Source organism: Aquitalea sp. USM4, from assembly GCF_004328945.1.
In the GTDB taxonomy this organism is placed as follows: domain Bacteria; phylum Pseudomonadota; class Gammaproteobacteria; order Burkholderiales; family Chromobacteriaceae; genus Aquitalea; species Aquitalea pelogenes.
This window is the reverse complement of sequence record NZ_CP029539.1, coordinates 3,844,334-3,860,357: the sequence shown is the minus strand read 5'-3', so window position 1 is coordinate 3,860,357 and position 16,024 is coordinate 3,844,334. Positions and strand designations below refer to the sequence as shown.

The 16,024-nt window shown below is 62.9% G+C and carries 19 protein-coding genes; 6 read left to right on the top strand and 13 right to left on the bottom strand.

All coding sequences use genetic code 11. The annotated features are described in order from the left end of the window. Window positions 1–62: 62 nt before the first annotated feature. Entirely contained in the window at window positions 63–992 is a 930-nt protein-coding gene (locus DKK66_RS17750) for an AEC family transporter (RefSeq protein WP_207389810.1), read from the top strand. 118 nt (window positions 993–1,110) lie between these two features. Here the strand turns inward: DKK66_RS17750 and DKK66_RS17745 are convergent, their stop codons facing one another. Both DKK66_RS17745 and DKK66_RS17740 read right to left on the bottom strand, forming a co-directional pair. Further along, window positions 1,111–1,299, bottom strand: coding sequence for a hypothetical protein (locus DKK66_RS17745; RefSeq protein WP_045844855.1), 189 nt, complete (start codon window positions 1,297–1,299; stop codon window positions 1,111–1,113). Window positions 1,300–1,450: 151 nt separating this feature from the next. Next, window positions 1,451–2,158 (bottom strand): GntR family transcriptional regulator, encoded by a 708-nt coding sequence (locus tag DKK66_RS17740; protein WP_242673515.1) that lies wholly within the window; start codon window positions 2,156–2,158, stop codon window positions 1,451–1,453. 156 nt (window positions 2,159–2,314) lie between these two features. On the opposite strand from DKK66_RS17740, the gene DKK66_RS17735 reads away from it, so the two are divergent. The 3 genes from DKK66_RS17735 to DKK66_RS17725 are packed head-to-tail and all read left to right on the top strand — an operon-like array spanning window position 2,315 to window position 5,446. Then, complete coding sequence (locus DKK66_RS17735; protein WP_207389809.1) at window positions 2,315–3,055, top strand: SDR family NAD(P)-dependent oxidoreductase; 741 nt, start codon at window positions 2,315–2,317, stop codon at window positions 3,053–3,055. Then, the gene (locus tag DKK66_RS17730; RefSeq protein WP_165494219.1) at window positions 3,048–4,118 is read left to right on the top strand and encodes a phosphotransferase; all 1,071 of its coding nucleotides are present in this window, start codon (window positions 3,048–3,050) and stop codon (window positions 4,116–4,118) included. The genes DKK66_RS17735 and DKK66_RS17730 overlap by 8 nt, the downstream gene beginning before the upstream one ends. Continuing rightward, a complete protein-coding gene (locus DKK66_RS17725) occupies window positions 4,115–5,446 on the top strand; it encodes an aspartate aminotransferase family protein (RefSeq protein WP_207389808.1) in 1,332 nt (443 codons plus the stop codon). Before DKK66_RS17730 ends, DKK66_RS17725 begins: the two co-directional genes overlap by 4 nt. Window positions 5,447–5,455: 9 nt before the next feature. Here DKK66_RS17725 and mdcH read toward each other — a convergent pair whose 3' ends face one another. The 8 genes from mdcH to DKK66_RS17685 form a co-directional block, all read right to left on the bottom strand. Beyond that, complete coding sequence (mdcH, locus tag DKK66_RS17720) at window positions 5,456–6,394, bottom strand: malonate decarboxylase subunit epsilon (RefSeq protein ID WP_131360189.1); 939 nt, start codon at window positions 6,392–6,394, stop codon at window positions 5,456–5,458. After that, window positions 6,391–7,056 carry a malonate decarboxylase holo-ACP synthase gene (locus DKK66_RS17715; RefSeq protein ID WP_131360187.1) on the bottom strand — a complete coding sequence of 222 codons (666 nt, stop codon included), beginning with the start codon at window positions 7,054–7,056 and terminating at the stop codon, window positions 6,391–6,393. Before DKK66_RS17715 ends, mdcH begins: the two co-directional genes overlap by 4 nt. 139 nt (window positions 7,057–7,195) lie before the next feature. Beyond that, a complete protein-coding gene (gene mdcE, locus DKK66_RS17710) occupies window positions 7,196–8,029 on the bottom strand; it encodes a biotin-independent malonate decarboxylase subunit gamma (RefSeq protein WP_131360185.1) in 834 nt (277 codons plus the stop codon). Then, entirely contained in the window at window positions 8,026–8,889 is an 864-nt protein-coding gene (locus tag DKK66_RS17705; RefSeq protein ID WP_131360183.1) for a biotin-independent malonate decarboxylase subunit beta, read from the bottom strand. Before DKK66_RS17705 ends, mdcE begins: the two co-directional genes overlap by 4 nt. Continuing rightward, the gene (locus DKK66_RS17700) at window positions 8,886–9,182 is read right to left on the bottom strand and encodes a malonate decarboxylase subunit delta (protein WP_131360181.1); all 297 of its coding nucleotides are present in this window, start codon (window positions 9,180–9,182) and stop codon (window positions 8,886–8,888) included. The genes DKK66_RS17705 and DKK66_RS17700 overlap by 4 nt, the downstream gene beginning before the upstream one ends. Window positions 9,183–9,207: 25 nt before the next feature. Beyond that, window positions 9,208–10,065, bottom strand: coding sequence for a triphosphoribosyl-dephospho-CoA synthase (locus DKK66_RS17695; RefSeq protein WP_131360179.1), 858 nt, complete (start codon window positions 10,063–10,065; stop codon window positions 9,208–9,210). Next, window positions 10,065–11,726, bottom strand: coding sequence for a malonate decarboxylase subunit alpha (gene mdcA, locus DKK66_RS17690; RefSeq protein ID WP_131360177.1), 1,662 nt, complete (start codon window positions 11,724–11,726; stop codon window positions 10,065–10,067). The genes DKK66_RS17695 and mdcA overlap by 1 nt, the downstream gene beginning before the upstream one ends. An 81-nt stretch (window positions 11,727–11,807) precedes the next feature. Continuing rightward, window positions 11,808–12,755 (bottom strand): LysR family transcriptional regulator, encoded by a 948-nt coding sequence (locus tag DKK66_RS17685; protein ID WP_131360175.1) that lies wholly within the window; start codon window positions 12,753–12,755, stop codon window positions 11,808–11,810. A 582-nt stretch (window positions 12,756–13,337) separates the two neighbouring features. Between DKK66_RS17685 and DKK66_RS17680 the strand changes: the two genes are divergently transcribed. Both DKK66_RS17680 and DKK66_RS17675 read left to right on the top strand, forming a co-directional pair. Next, window positions 13,338–13,958 carry a hypothetical protein gene (locus tag DKK66_RS17680; RefSeq protein WP_131360173.1) on the top strand — a complete coding sequence of 207 codons (621 nt, stop codon included), beginning with the start codon at window positions 13,338–13,340 and terminating at the stop codon, window positions 13,956–13,958. 150 nt (window positions 13,959–14,108) lie between these two features. Further along, complete coding sequence (locus DKK66_RS17675; protein ID WP_045844841.1) at window positions 14,109–14,375, top strand: hypothetical protein; 267 nt, start codon at window positions 14,109–14,111, stop codon at window positions 14,373–14,375. Between the two features lie 90 nt (window positions 14,376–14,465). Here DKK66_RS17675 and DKK66_RS17670 read toward each other — a convergent pair whose 3' ends face one another. The 3 genes from DKK66_RS17670 to DKK66_RS17660 all read right to left on the bottom strand — a co-directional run bounded on the left by DKK66_RS17670 (window position 14,466) and on the right by DKK66_RS17660 (window position 16,020). Beyond that, entirely contained in the window at window positions 14,466–14,921 is a 456-nt protein-coding gene (locus DKK66_RS17670; protein ID WP_131360171.1) for a hypothetical protein, read from the bottom strand. A 32-nt stretch (window positions 14,922–14,953) separates the two neighbouring features. Beyond that, window positions 14,954–15,193, bottom strand: coding sequence for a hypothetical protein (locus tag DKK66_RS17665; protein WP_131360169.1), 240 nt, complete (start codon window positions 15,191–15,193; stop codon window positions 14,954–14,956). Between the two features lie 179 nt (window positions 15,194–15,372). Next, a complete protein-coding gene (locus DKK66_RS17660) occupies window positions 15,373–16,020 on the bottom strand; it encodes an HAD family hydrolase (RefSeq protein WP_131360167.1) in 648 nt (215 codons plus the stop codon). Window positions 16,021–16,024: the final 4 nt, after the last annotated feature.

Genomic DNA, 16,024 nt, shown 5'->3' with positions numbered 1-16,024 from the left:
TTGCTCTGCGGTGGGTGGGAGACACACTACAGAAATCAAGGAGCAAGACCATGTGGGGAACCATGAGTACAGCACTGCTACCGGTGGTGCTATTGATGCTGCTGGGCTGGTTTGGCGGACAGCGCGGCTATTTCCGTCAGGCGGATGTGGGGGTGATGGCAACGCTGGTGATGCGTTATGCCTTGCCCTGTTCATTGTTTATCGGCGCGTTGAAGACGCCGCCGGAGCGCATCCAGAACCTGCCTTTCATCCTGTGCATGACTTTCGGCTTTGTCGGCACCTATGTACTGGCCTTGCTGGCCGGGCGTTATTACTACCGGCAGGGGCTGAAAACCAGCGCCATCCAGGCACTGGTATGTACCTTTCCCGACATGGCCTATTTTGGCGCGCCCATCCTGCAGCAAGTGTGCGGTCCGCAGGGTTTCATTGCCGTGCTGATTGGCAACCTGATCACCAGCTTTGTCATCCTGCCGCTTACCATCGTGCTGTGCCGCTGCGGTGAAATGGCGGATACGGGGGACGATGACGGCATGGTGGCCATGCTCAAGCAAAGCCTGGTCAAGACGCTGTCCAACCAGATTGTCTGGTTGCCTATCCTGGGGGTGGTACTCAGCTTCAATCACCTGCATCTGCCCGCTGCGGTACAGGAAAGCGTGGACATGCTGGCCAAGGCGGCCGGTGGGGTGTCGCTGCTGGCGCTGGGCCTGATGTTCTGCGGTGAAAAGCCCAGCTTTAACGGCCATGTGGTGGGCAATGTGGCGATGAAGAACTTCCTGCAACCGGCCCTAATGCTGCTGGGCATCTTCCTGTTTGGCGTGGATGCGGAGTTTGCCAAGCAGGCGCTGATTGTCGGGGCGGTGCCCACCGCCATTGCGGCCTCGATGTTTGCCGTGCGCAACCAGACCTATGCGCTGCATGCCTCGCATTCTGTACTGGTAGGCACGGTGATCGGGGTGTTGGGTGAAGCGGCGCTGATTTACTTCATGGTGTGATGGCAACGGCACGGTCAGGCTGGCGCCGCCAGTCTGACCGGCAGCAAACAACAAGGCCCGGCATTGCCGGGCCTTGTCGCGTTCAAGGGCCAGGGACGGTGAAGCGGGATGGCAAGACTCAGTGTTGCGCGGACAGCTTGATGAACAACAGCCGCACCAGCAGGTAGGCAAGGGCATTGCCCAGCGTCATCAGCAGCAGCACGCCGGGCAGGGGTAGTGCGTTGGTGAGGTCCGGCAACGGGGTGCTGCCCAGATGGCGGGCCAGCAGGGAAGAAAAGCTCAGGGTAAGCAAGAGTTTGACAGGCATGGCAGCGGCTTTCCGGCATTCAGATAGGGCTGCTGCTTGCAAAAGCCGTGCCTGCTGTGCGCAATATCAAGATATTGATAATAAAGGAAAATTCAACAGCCATCGTTGGGGGCGGACGGTTTTCCGAGCAAGCGCGTTCGGAAAACCGCGCTCATTGCTGCGCGCGGGCCTGCAAATGCAGCAGGATGCTGTGCCCGCCATGCAGGATGTCATCACCTATGGCAGCGGCGGCGGCAGGGCCATCGCCAGTGCGGATGGCCGCCAGTACCGGGTAGTGGTAGTCAATCATGTCGCTGCCGCCTTGCTGGTACACGGCGGCAATCAGCGGCCCCATCTGCAACCAGATGCGGTACAGGATGCCTTGCAGGAAGGGCAGCCCGGCGATGTCCACCAGGGCAAAGTGAAACTGCTGGTTCAGCTCGCAGCCCAGCATCGTGTCCTCTGCCGTCATGGCCAGTGCGTTGCGGCTGACAATGTCTTCCAGCCGGGCAATGGCACTGGCGTCTGCCTTCTGCGCAGCGGTTTCCGCTGCCAGCCCCTCCAGCCGGATACGGATGACGCGGATTTCCAGATAGCGCTCCACCGTCATGTAGGGCACGCGGATGTCACGTGGGGACTGCATGGTGAGCGCCTGCTCCTGCACCAGACGCAGGATGGCATCGCGCACCGGGGTGACGCTGGTGCCCAGTTGCTCGGCCAGCTCACGTATTTTCAGTCGGGCACCGGGTTGCAGCCGGCCCTGGATCAGCGCCTTGCACAGCAGCTGGTAGACCGTGCTGCCCAGATTGTCGTGTTCCAGTGTGTCCAGTTGATAGTCCATGCGTTGCGGGCCGGTGAGTGGTGGTGACGGGTGCGTCATGTTACCACTGCTGCTTGTCAGAATGAAATGCAGCAAATATGATGCATCATAATTTGTGAGCGTGATGTCGGACTTGTCGCCGCTCTCGGGTGCCGACACGCTATCCCTTTCGTGCGCAGTCTGGCTGTGCATCAGCCCTTACCAGCAGGAGATTCCATGTCCGGTTCCACCCGTTACATGCTGTTGACCGGTGCCAGTCGTGGCATTGGCCATGCCACGGTCAAGCTGTTCCAGGAGCATGACTGGCAGATTTTCACCGTGTCGCGCCAGCCCTTTTCCGAAGCCTGCCTGTGGCCGTCCGCCCGGCAGAGCCATGTACAGGCCGACTTGTCCGACCTCTCATGCCTGGATGACTTGATTGCCGAGGTGAAAAGCCGGCTGCCAAATGGCGAGCTGCACGCACTGGTAAACAATGCCGGCATCTCGCCCAAAGGGCCGCAAGGTGAGCGGCTGGGAATTCTGGCCAGCGATATCGACGTCTGGAGCCGGGTGCTGAATGTCAATCTGGTGTCCACTGCCTTGCTGGCACGCGGGTTGTTTGACGAACTGAAAAAGGGGCAGGGCTCCATCGTCAATGTCACTTCCATTGCCGGGTCGCGCGTGCACCCGTTCGCCGGGGTGGCTTATGCCGCTTCCAAGGCCGGGCTGGCGGCGCTGACGCGCGAGCTGGCGCACGAGTTCGGTCCGCACGGCATCCGCGCCAATGCCATTGCGCCGGGTGAAATCGACACGGCTATCCTGTCGCCGGACACCGCCCGCATTGTGGAGCGCGATGTGCCGATGCACCGTCTGGGTACGCCGCATGAAGTGGCCGAAGCCATTTACTTTCTCTGCTCCGGCCACTCTTCCTACATCAATGGTTCGGAAATCCACATCAACGGGGGGCAGCATGTCTGAAGCCGTATCCGAGGGCGTGATCGACCAGCTGTTTTCCACTGCCGCCGCGCCGGTTGACTGCAAGGAAGCTGTCGCACTGCTGTGGCAGCACTATGGCTTGCGCGGGGTTGCCAGCCCGCTCAATAGCGAGCGCGATGCCAATTTCCATATCCGGGCGGAGGATGGCCGCGAGTTTGTCCTCAAGCTCACTCATCCGGCGGAAAACCGTGCTGTCACCGACTTTCAAAGCCGGGCGCTGCTGCATGCGCGGGCAGCGGACCCAGGCCTGCCCATTCCGCAGCTGATGCCCAGGCTGGATGGCCAGCCTTATGCGCCGGTGAGCATGGCCGATGGCAGCCAGCGCGTGTTGCGCCTGCTGAGCTATCTGTCCGGCCAGCCTTTGCATCAGGTCAGCCGTTCGCCCGCCCAGCGTACCCACCTGGGGCAGACGCTGGGGCGGCTGGATAATGCCTTGCGCGACTATGTGCATCCGGCGGCGCACCATCCGCTGCTGTGGGACATCCAGCATGCCGAGCGGCTGCAAGCGCTGCTGGCCGAAACCCCGGACAGCCCGCAAAAGGCAGTGCTGAGCGACTGGCTGGCCCACTTCATGCAGCAGGTGCAGCCACGGCTGGACGGCTTGCGCCATCAGGTGATTCATAACGACCTGAACCCCTACAATGTGCTGGTGGACCCGCAGGATCACATCACCACAGTCGGGTTGATCGATTTTGGCGACATGGTGCAAGCACCGCTGATCAACGAACTGGCGGTCGCCTGTTCCTACCAGCTATCGGAGCATGACAACCCGCTGGATAGCGCGGGCGAGCTGGTGGCGGGCTACCACGCCGTCTGCCCCCTGCTGGATGCGGAAATCGACCTGCTGTACGAACTCATCCTCACCCGACTGTGCATGACCGTCACCATTACCGGCTGGCGTGCAGCCCGCTATCCGGAAAACCGCACTTACATCCTGCGCAACCACGCGCTCAGCTGGGACGGCATGCAAAGGCTGTGGCTGCTGGGACGCGACTTTGCCAGCGATTACCTCTACCGGCTGTGCCGCACGAAAGGACAAGCATGAACCCGCCCGATCAACGCATGGTAAACGCCTTCGACCCGGCCACGGCAGGCGGGCTGCCAGCGCGCGAGCAGGCGCTGATCCGTCGTCGCCAGCAGGCGCTGGGCCAGGCTTACCGCCTGTTCTACCAGCAACCGCTGCATGTGGTGCGCGCCGAAGGCGTGTGGTTGTACGACCCTGACGGCCAGCCCTATCTGGACGTGTATAACAATGTGGTCTCGGTGGGCCATTGCCACCCGCATGTGGTGGACGCCATCGCCTGCCAGGCCGCCGTACTCAATACCCATACCCGCTACCTGAACGACGGCATTGTCGATTACGCCGAGCGCCTGCTCTCCACACTGGCCATGCCCGGCTATCAGGCCATGTTTACCTGCACCGGCAGCGAGGCCAACGATTTGGCCCTGCGGCTGGCGGGCAGCTTCACCGGCGGGCGGGGGGTGATTGTCACCGCGCATGCCTATCACGGCGTCACCAGCAGTATTGCCGCCTGTTCGCCAGCCTTTGGCGATGGCGTGCCGCTGGGACCGAATGTACGTACCGTGCCGCCGCCGGATGCCTATCGCGGCAATGCGCAGGATGTGGCCGCACGCTTTACCCGTGATGTGCAGGCCGCCATTGCCGACCTGCAACGCCACGGCATCCGCCCGGCGGCACTGCTGGTGGACACGCTGTTTACCAGTGATGGCGTGTTTGCCGAGCCAGCCGGATTTTTGCAAGGCGCGGTGGATGCCATCCACGCTGCAGGCGGGCTGTTCATCGCCGACGAGGTGCAGGCGGGTTTTGCACGCAGTGGCAGCCATTTCTGGGGTTTTCAGCGCCATGGCGTGGTGCCGGACATCATCACCATGGGCAAGCCGATGGGTAATGGCCACCCGCTGGCCGGGCTGATGGCGCGCGCCGACATCATCGACTGCTTTGGCGCTCAGGTACGTTACTTCAACACCTTTGGCGGCAATCCGGTATCGGTGGCTGCCGGCATGGCAGTGCTGGATGTGATTGAGCGCGAAGGCTTGCAACAGAATGCCCGCGACACCGGTGCCTACCTCAAGGCCGGTTTCGAGGCACTGGCAGGCACGCATGCGCTGATTGGTGATGTGCGCGGCACCGGCTTCTTTATCGGCGTGGAAATGGTGAGCGACCGGGACAGCAAGACCCCGGCAAGTGCGCAGACCACGCGCATCGTCAATGCGCTGCGTGAGCGGCGCATCCTGATCAGCGCCACCGGCCCGGCTGGCAATATCCTGAAAGTGCGGCCGCAGCTGCCGTTTGGCCGCAACCATGCCGACATGCTGTTGGGCGCGCTGGATGAGGTGCTGGCCGGGCTGTAACTACACAAATCAGTACTGATTGTCCTGTTGCATGCGCCGGGCGGTGTATTGCAGGCTGTCCAGCCTGTCCTGTGCCACGGTCATCACCACGCCTTGGGCGAACACCGGTTTGAGCAGGCGGCTGAGTGTGGTGCCGGGCAGCATTTCCACCGCCAGCCGTGCGCCGCGCTCCCAGGCCAGCCTGGCGCTGTCATGCCAATGCACCAGGCGGGCCATATTATTGGCCAGGTCGTCGCGGATCTGCTCCGGCTGGCGCAATACCCGTGCGGCATTGGCGCTCAGGTATTGGCAAGCCGGGGCGTGTAGCGGCGTGTCACGCATTGCCTGCGCAAGGGTTTGCGCGGCTTGCTCCAGTAGGCGGCAGTGCGAGGGCACGCTGATGGCCAGTCGCCGGCAACGGGCGGCACCCGCCTGCAAGGCGGCCTGCGCAATGGCTTGCAGCGTGGCATCTGTGCCCGCCACCACCAGTTGCTGCTCGGCATTGATATTGGCCAGATACACCTGTTTTCCCTCAGCCTGTGCTTGGTTCAGCAGCGTTTGCAGCTGCGGCAGCGCCAGCCCGGTAATCGCGCACATGCCATAGCCGTGCGGATAGGCCTGCTCCATCAGCTGGCCACGCAATTGAACCAGTTGCACCGCGTGGTGGAAATCTAGCACCCCGGCGATGACGGCAGCCGGAAAGGCACCAATGGACAAGCCAGCCACCATGTGTGGCTGGATGCCTTCCGCTTGCAGCAGGCGGGCGGACGCCACCCCGGCAATCAGCAGGCATAGCTGCACCGCCACGGTGGATTGCAGTGCTGTGGCGGAATCCAGCAGTAGTGGCGAGCGGCCCAGTACGGCTTCAGCCTCGGCCATAACCGCCTGGCAAGCGGCATGTTGCGGTAGCTGGTGCAGCATGCCGGGGCTTTGGCTGCCCTGGCCGGGAAACACGAATAACACGCTCATGTGTATTGCTCCACCTGACTTTGCCTGCTGGCAGTCCATGCTGTTTGTGGCTGATCCAGCAGCAGTGGCCCGCTACCGGTTTTGAGCAATACCCGGCCACTACGCAGGTATTCATCCAGCGCCATCCCTCCCGCCGGGGTTTGCAGCTGGATATCCACCCGACAAGGCAAGTCAGCCAGCGCAGCAGCCAGGGTTTGCAATTGAGAGTCAGCCGGTGGCTGCGGGCAGCGCAGCAGCAGGTCCAGATCGCTGCTGTTACTGAGGACGGGTTGGCCAGTGGCCAGTTCGAAACCGGCACTGCCGGTAATGCCCCAGGCAAGGCCGCTGGCTTGCAGGGCAGCGTGTGACTGCTGCAGGGCCTGCAGGGCGGGCAGGACAGCCAGGCGCGGATGTTGCCGCCAATATTGCTGTGCCGCCAGCTGCTCCGGGCTTAGCCGACGGCAAACATGCTGGCTGTCGGCCCACAGTGCGCAACGCTGGGCGCGCAACGGGCCGCGTATACCAATTGCAATCAGGCCTGGCCTGGCACTGGCGCGGCGCACCACCACCGGCAGGCCGGGGTGCCAGTGCTGTAGCAACCAGTCCGGCAGCTCGCTCTCTGCCACCAGCGCCGCAGCACTGTCCAGCCACAGCAAATCGTGTGGCAAATAAGAACGGATCATCAGCGCTTCCTGAAGAATCGACTGCAACTAGCTCTGCTTGGGCCAGTTTCAAGCAGCAAGATCAAGACACGGGGGCGACTCGCACGCTATCAGGCAGCCGTGTCAGGCCGCCAAACAGTTTGGGCAGAGCGAATTGTTACTATTTTTCTCCGCTGTTGCCTGTCCATTGTTGTTGTAATAGCGCGCGTACCTGCCGTGTGGCCTGGCGGTGTTCGCCGTGCAGGCGCTGACGCAGGTCGCGTTGCGGGTCGGCCTGGATGTCGTGCAAGGCCTCGGTCAGCGCGGTACGCACCAGCTGCACATCGGCCGGGGTGGGCTGGTCTGGCTGCCCGGCTTTCAGCAAGCGCCACAACAGGCCCAGGCTGGCGTAGCTGGCGATGTCATAGGCCATGGGAGCGATACTGGCGGCCAGCTTTTCCAGTTCTTCCACCGTGCGCAGGGTGATGCGGGCGGCGGCCTGCTTGCCCATGGCGTGCACCATCACGCCGGCATCGTCCAGTGCCAGCAGGCGGTTGGCCTGATAGCCATGCGCCAGAAACGCCCCGGACATGGCCTTGCCGACGATCAGCCCGATCGCCGGATGACCGGCCAGCCGGGCGCGGGCATAGGCAGCGGCGGCAGCGGCCAGCGCCTGATGGATGCCGTAGGCTTCCTCGCGTCGGCCATAAGCCTGGCTGGGAACATCGATAATGGCGATGATGGCGCGCTTGTGCTCTTGCTGCTGGTCGGCATCCACCACAGCGTCGATGGTGGCCGCCAGCGCCCAGCCTTCCAGCAGGCCTACCTCGCCGTGGCGGGCGCGTTCAAACGGGTTGTGCGGGTCGGCCACCACGGCCACATAGCGTGCGGGCTGCCCGGCAAGTTCGCCATCCGCCACCAGCAGGGATGGCGGCAAGCCCTGTAGCAGGGGGATCTGCCCGCACAGGGCATGGAACCAGTCGCGGCCGCGCTGGCTGAGGGTGGACTGGCTCATGGTTTTGCTCCTGACTGGAAAAGTTGACGGGCCGAGGCGGCATCGGCCTGGACGCTGCTGTCCATGGCCAGCAGCCGCTGCAGGTAATGCTGGCTGCGCCGCGGGCGCGGCGTGGCGGGCAGGCCGCTGGCAAGAAAGTGCAACAGTTGCTGGCGGATCAGCGTGCTGTCGTCTTCCAGCAGGGCGTCGGCCAGTCCGCAGGCATGGCGTTGTTCGCCGCCGGTCAGGCTCCAGATGAAGGGCCGGTTGCGCGAGTCGTATTCCGCAACACCGGCTTCCTGCTCGATCACCTGCGGGCCGTTCAGCCCCAGCCTGGCTTCGCGGGTGACAATCAGGTAACTGCACATGCCGGCGGCAATCGACATGCCGCCAAAGCAGCCCACGGTGCCTGCAATGATGCCAACCACCGGTTGATAGCGGCTGAGGTCGGCAATGGCGGCATGGATTTCGGCAATGGCGGCCAGGCCCAGGTTGGCTTCCTGCAGACGCACGCCGCCGGTTTCAAACAGAATCACGGCACGGGTGGGGATGCCCTGGCGGTTATCGGCTGCCGCCAGTTCCAGCGCGCAGGCCAGCTTGGCGCCGCCCACTTCGCCCAGGCTGCCGCCCTGAAAACCGCCTTCGATGGCGGCAATCACTGCGGGCTGGCCATCCAGCAGTCCCTTGCAGATGACCACGCCGTCATCGGCCTGCGCCACGATGCCCTGGGCAGCGAGCCAGGGTGAGTACTGCCGGTCGAAGGGGCCGGCCAGCTCGCGGCTGCTGCCTGGGTCCAGCAGGCTGTGGGCGCGTTCGCGGGCGCTCAGCTCGATAAAGCTGTGGCCTTGCAGCAGACGGGCGATATCTTGTTGATGGCTCATGCGGACAGTTCCTCCAGTGCCTGGGCCAGACGCAGGCTGATCACGCCCGGCGTGGCCGCAAAATCGTTGATTTCCATCTGCATGGCGGCCGCCTTGCCGTCGGCAAACAGGCGGTCGAGCTGGGCACGCCAGCGGGTGGCGCTGCCGTCGGCAGAGCTGTGTATCACGATGTGGCAGCGTCCTGCGGCAGCCGGCGTGATCAGCACTTCCAGATCGCCCGATGCCACCACGCCCACCAGCACGCGCTGTGTGGCCGGGGCCCCAGCCGGGTATTCCAGATGCAGTTTTTCCATGATTCCTCCTTGTCTGTTGCCTGCGTCAGTCAGCTGCGATCTGTGGCAGCCGGTCCAGCAGCAGGGTGGCGGCCAGCAGGTCGGCGGCACCGCCCGGTGACAGGCGCTGCGCCAGCATGTCCTTTTCCAGTTGATTGAAATGGCGGCGGCCCGGCAGCGTGGCTACCCCGCCTGCATCCAGCACCGCCTGTGCGCCGCTTTGCACCAGGGCCAAGCCCGGCATGCCGCCGCGTGACAGCAGGCAGGTGTCGTCCAGCCGGCTCATGATGGCCAGCAAGGCATTGAGCCGGGCATGGTTCTCGCCATCACCGCGTGCACGGCTGGCTTGCAGGGTGGGCAGCGCCAGCCGGGTGATATGCGGAAAGCCCTGCTGGGCTTCACCGCGGGCACCACCCACGCCATAGCGGCGGCAGGCCAGTTCCCCCTTGCGTGGCTGTGCCGGTAGCAGGCGGTCGGGCAGTTTTGCCAGTGCGGCGGCACGCTGGCAGACAGCAGCGGCTTGTGGCTGGCTGATGTCCATGGCGGCGGCGGCCACCAGCAGGCCGATGGCCCAGATGGCACCGCGATGGGTGTTGACGCCGCCACTGGCCTGCAGCATGGCGTGTTCTCCGCCCCGGCCCAGGCTGCCCAGCTGTTCGCGCAGGGTTGCCGATGGCTGCTGCTGCCAGGCGGTGCGGGCCATGGCAAAGAAGGCCGGTTGCAAGGCGCGGGCCGAGCGGCACATCAGTTCCAGTGTCAGGTCCTGGTGTGCGCCGCTGCCACGGCTATCCACCAGTCCGGGTTTGGGCGCCAGCCGGGCTTCGTCCAGCAGGCACTGGCAGGCGAGTAGCGCCAGCTGGCTGGCCAGTTGTCCGGCCTGGTCGGGAGCGAGAGCGGGCAGCATTACCAGCTCCTGAAGCGGGCCGGCGGCTGGTACAGCCCGTCCGACCAGCTCACCAGTTCGGCCATGCTCTTGGCTGCCAGCAGCGAGCGGCTGGCATCGCTGCGCCGTATGCCCAGGTCTTCCGGCAGGGCCACCAGCCCGGCCTTGCGCAGGCTGGCGGTGATGGCCGGGTCGTGGCGCAGGCCGATGGGGGTGATGCCGGCCACGGCGGCAATCATCTGCCGGCGCTGTTCCAGTGACTCGGCCTTGTACAGGTAGGCAATGCCTTCTTCGGTCAGCACGTGGCTGACGTCGTCACCGTAAATCATCACCGGAGCCAGCGGCATGCCGCTGCTGCGTGCCACGTCCACCGCGTCCAGGCTTTCCACGATGGTGGGCTGGCCATTGCCCTGGAAGGTTTCCACCATCTGCACTACCAGCTTGCGGCCACGTGCCAGCAGGCTGTCGGTCTGGATCAGGTCCAGCCAGGCCGGGCTGGCATGCCGCCGGCCATGCGGGTCGTGCCCCATATTGGGGGCACCGCCAAAGCCGGACAGCCGGCCATGGGTAACGGTGGAAGAATGGCCGTCGCCATCCATTTGCAGGGTGGAGCCGATAAACATGTCCACCGCGTATTGCCCTGCCATCTGGCAGAAGGCGCGGTTGGAGCGCAGCGAACCGTCCTGCCCGGTGAAGAAGACGTCTGGGCGGGCCGCCACATAGGCTTCCATGCCCAGTTCGCCGCCAAAGCAGTGCACGCTTTCCACCCAGCCGCTTTCAATGGCCGGAATCAGCGTCGGGTGCGGGTTCAGCGTCCAGTGGCGGCAGATTTTGCCTTTCAGCCCCAGTTGTTCGCCATAGGTGGGCAGCAGCAATTCGATGGCGGCGGTATTGAAGCCCAGGCCGTGGTTGAGCGATTGCACCTGATGCCGCTCATAAATGCCGCGAATCGCCATCATCGCCATCAGCACATGTACTGGCTTGATCAGGCGTGGGTCGCGGGTGAACAGCGGTTCGATAAAGAAGGGGCGGTCAGCCAGCACCACGAAATCCACCCAGTCGGCCGGTATGTCCACGCGGGTGAGTCCGGACGGGTCGTCGACAATCTCATTCACCTGGGCGATGACAATACCGTCACGAAAAGCGGTAGCCTCCACCAGCGCCGGGGTGTCCTCGGTACTGGGGCCGGTGTACAAATTGCCGTGGCGGTCGGCCTGGTAGGCGGCCACCAGCGCGACATTGGGGGTGAGGTCGACAAACAGCCGGGCATACAGCTCGACATAGGTGTGGATGGCACCGATCTCCAGACAGCCATCCTGCAATAGCTGGCCGATGCGCAGGCTTTGCGGTCCGGAGAAGGAGAAATCCAGTTTGCGGGCAATGCCGCTTTCGAAAATGTCCAGATGCTCGGGCCGGCCCACGCTGGGGATGATCATGTGCAGATCATGCAGGCGGGCCGGATTGGCACGGGCCAGGCTGCGTGACAGGAAGTCGGCCTGTTTCTGGTTATTGCCTTCCAGTACCACCCGGTCGCCGGGGGCGATCAGGATTTCCAGCGCGGCGGTCAGCTGACTGGTGGGCAGGATGCGGCCATCAGCCAGATGGGTGGCCAGCTCAATACGACGGCGCTTTTCATCACGGCGGCGATGCCAGACCGGGGAGGGAGTTGAGTCTGCCAGCATGCTTGCTCCATATCGCAGATGAGAATGTCTGCAAGGTAGGCGCTGGCACGCTGGCCATCAATCAAGCTGACTGCGTGATTATTAGCCTGAAGCTAATGGTTGACTGGCAAGACCATGCGCAGACATCTGCTGGCCCAGCATGCGGGCCTCGGCCAGCAAGGCCAGCAGATTGGGGTCGCGCTCGCGACATTCCTGCAGCAGCAGGCCGATACGCTGCGTGCTGCGCCACTCCTGGGCCAGCGGGGTAAAGCGGATGCGTCCGGCAAATAGCGAGCTGACCCGGCCGGGCAACAGGCTGAGGCCCACCCCGGCCGCCACCAGGTTCATCAACGAGAAAATGTCATCCACCCGCATCACCACATCCGGCTGATAACCGGCGCTGCTGAACAGGCGCTGGAAGTCGCGGCTGGTGGCAAAGCCGTCGCTGAGGGCGACGAATTTTTCATGACGGTAATCTGCCAGGTCGGCTGTGGGGCTGGCCGGTGCAGGGCTGGTCAGCGAGGAGGCCAGATACAGCTGATCTTCAAACAACGGTACGGCCAGCAGGCCCGGCAGGCTGCCCTCGTCCGGCAGCGACATCAGCAGGGCGTCCACGGTCTGGGTATGCAGCTTGTCCAGCAGCTGGGCGTTGGAACCCAGTTGCAATTCGATGGCCAGTTCCGGGCGGCGCAGCTTCACCCCCATCACCAGCCGAGGAATCAGCTCCACCGTCAGCGAATACATGGCGCCGATTTTCAGCTGTGCCGCGCCAAAACCGGCTTTTTCCCGCGCCTTGCGGATGCCGTTTTCCAGTGTCCGCTCGGCGTCCTCGGCTGCTTCGGCCAGTGCCAGCGCGGCAGGCAGCGCAATCAGCCTGCGACCCTCGTGGCGGAACAGCGCACAGCGCATGGCGTCTTCCAGCGAATGCAGGGCACGGTGCACGCTCACCGTACTCATCTGCATGCGTTCGGCGGTGCGCGGCAGACTGCCGGTGGCGACAAAGGCGGCCAGGGTCTGCAGTTTGCGCAGGGTGATTTCTTCACTGATCATCGTGTTGCCTTGCCGGTGGTGGCTGTCCATGCCCGGAAACAAGAGGGCCGGGCAGGCTGCACATGTTTTGTCTGGATGAAATGGCGGTAATGGCCCGTCGCAGCGGAAGCAGAAAAAAGAGTGAGCATGGCAAGCGGCGGTATTCTGCCGGCGGCCTGAATAAGCCAGCCCTGCCAGATGCAGCAGCAAATCTGACCGATTTGTACCGGAGCCTTACAGCCTGTGCAACCGGGGAGGAAGGCAAAAGCATCCGTGGAATAAAAATTGCCCACCCGGCAAGGGGTGGGCACAAGTTCCATAGGATGGAGGAGGATTAACGCAGGCAGTATCCCGGCCATGGGAAATTGCGTCCAGCATGACTTTTGCAGAGTTTGCGTCATATCAATACCGGCATGTCGATTTGTGTTCTGGAACGCGCTTGCGACGGATTTGTGCAGTCGATAGCAGATAAATGCATGTCGAATTGAAGATTGATGATTTTTCTTCTGCGGCGGTAGCGGCTAGAGTGCAGGGAGGCCGTGTCTGCGCCAGATGCGGTCATACACCAATACGCATTAATGCCTGCCGCCGGTCAGGCCGCTCATGAATCCATTGCTCACACGTTTTTTGCACACCATCCATCCCGCTTACTTCATGGAATTTCCGTTATGGAATACCGCCGATGGAGAAGTGGTGGGGGAGTTCCTCAAGGTAAGGCTCGCCAGCCGCTTTGCACCGGTCAGTGATGCTGCCGGTGAGCCGCTTGGTGTGCTGGCCAGCCTGCATGCCGTGGCCCCCGGTGGCGAGCCGATTGGCGGTGAGGTGCTGTCGCGCCTGACCGGGGTGAGCGAAACGCCGGTCGTGCTGGACCGCTTCATCCGTTGCCTGCATCTGCTCAATTACCTGCACGGCCAGCATCAGGACAAAATCCTGTTATTGCCCGTTTCCGTGGCCTTGCTGGAACGAGTGAGTCAGGACCACGGACGGGTGTTTCGCCAGATTGTCGATCAGCTGGCCATGCCGCAGCTGCAAATCGGCTTTGTCCTGCCTGCTGACTATGCTCAGCAGCCCGACCGTTTGCAGGCCCTGCAGCAAAGTTATGCGCGCCATGGTTTTGCCACTTATGTGGCCAATGCCTTGTCACTCATGGTGAGCACCGCCACGCTTGATAGCCATCGGTCAACGGTAGATGGGCTGGACGATGGGATGGTCACGAAGAATTAGGGTGCTTGCGGAGGCTTTTGCTGGTATCCCTGTCAAAGAGTCAGGCACCTGATGCCGTACATGGCATTCGTCGGTTTGCCTCAAGAGGGGTATAATCCCGCTCCATTCGCGTCATTCCGACATGACAAGCCAAGGTAACGGGAAGTAAAGATGACTGAAGATCAAATCAAATGTTGCTGGTGTGACGAGGTATCCAGCCGGGCCCAACTGACCGGGCCGGCCGGTAATCTGTGCCCGCACTGTGAAGAGCCGGTACTGCCATCGACGTTTGGTGAACTGGAACTGGGCCAGGATTTTGCCTGCAGCCTGGGTGGTTCCTGGAAGAAGATTTCCGACAGCAAGGCCGAGATGCACGACGCTGCTCCGTCCGACAAGCCTTGCGAATTCAAGCCGGCAGAAGTGGTTTACCCTTTCTGATCCGGCCATCACGCTGCTGATGCAGCCGGATGGACAAGAAGCCGCCGCCAGAGTGATCTGACGGCGGTTTTTCTTTGCCTGCAGCCCTTGTCAGGCATCGGGCTCCAGCAGGGTGATGCTGGCAATGTCCAGATGGTGCAGCAGCTCGCGCAGGATCAGCAAGCTGCCCATGGCTGCCTGTGTGCTTGGCAACCCGCTGGCCAGGCCGCCCTCCACCGCATTGGCCAGACGCGAGAACAGGCTTTCCACCATCTGGCGTTCAAGCCGGCTGCCCGCCGTGTCTGACAAGCCGCACAGGGTGGCCAGTTGCCGCAGTTCCGCATCGCTGCTGTACACCGTGTCCAGTGCCAGGCGTTGGGGCCAGCTGGCACTGATGGCGTCTTCCACCTGCATGATGGCCATCTCCAGCCCGGCAGCCGTGGGCAGCAGGGTGTGACTGTCAACGGGCAGTGCTGACTGCCAGCCTGTCGGCATGCTGCGGGCCGGCTGTGCCGCCTGAGTCAGGCTGGTGTGCTGTGCGGCGATATGCAGTTGGTAGCGGGTCATGATGGGCTGCCTTGTCTGTCAGTACTTGTCGTTTAGTGATTGATTCCGGCGTTGTGCTGGTTTTTCTGCAGCAGCGCGGCTTGCCAGGCGGCATTGTCACGGGCGATTTCGGCCTGGCGCGCTGCCGATAATTGTGCGTCGGCGGCGCGGATGGCGGCTTGTTCGGCTTGCCAGGCGCTGACATCGGCGCTGCTGGGGTAGCTGCTGTGGTGGGCGGCCAGGGCGGCGGTGCTGAAGCTCAGGGTCAGCAGGGCGAGGGCGAAGTGTTTCATGGTTTGCATCCTTGTCGGGTTTGCGCTGTCAGTCAGCGGATGGATGCAGTGTATTGATTACCCATTGTGTGATAAATATCAGTATGTTCAAGATATTATTTCTTATTGGTGTTTAATCATGCAAAAGAAAACCCGCATTGGCCGGTGGCGACATGCGGGTTGTGGTGCTTGCTTCTGGCTTACAGGTGCTGCAGCAATTCCAGCGGATGGTTGATGCTGATGTCGGCACCCCATTGCTCCGGCTTGTCCTGCGCCGAGATATAGCCCCAGCTGGCCAGTACGGTTTTCATGCCCACCACGCGGCCGGCCTGGATGTCGCGCTCGGCATCGCCCACATACAGGCAGTGCTCCGGGGCAATGCCGATCTGGCTGGCCGCATGCAGCATGGGTGCCGGGTCCGGCTTGGGCACGCCTACGGTATCGCCGCTGACGGTGACGGCCGGGCGGCTGGCAAAGGGCAGGGCAGGCACCAGCCGGTCGGTAAAGCGCATCGGCTTGTTGGTGATGATGCCCCAGGTCAGCCCCTTGGCCGTAATGCCGTCCAGCATGCTGTTGATGCCGTCGAACAATACGGTCTCGTCGGCAAAGCTGTGCTCGTAGTGGTCGAGAAAACGCAGGCGGTATTCTTCGAAACGCGGATGTTCGCGATCAATGCCAAAGCCCAGGCTCACCAGTCCACGTGCGCCATGGCTGGCAATCGGGCGGATGGCGGAGTAGGGCTGCGGCGGCAGGCCTTCCTCGGCCAGCAGACGGTTGAGGGCGGCGCCCAGGTCGCGTGCGGTGTCGGCCAGGGTGCCGTCCAGATCGAACAATACGGCTTGAATCATGTGC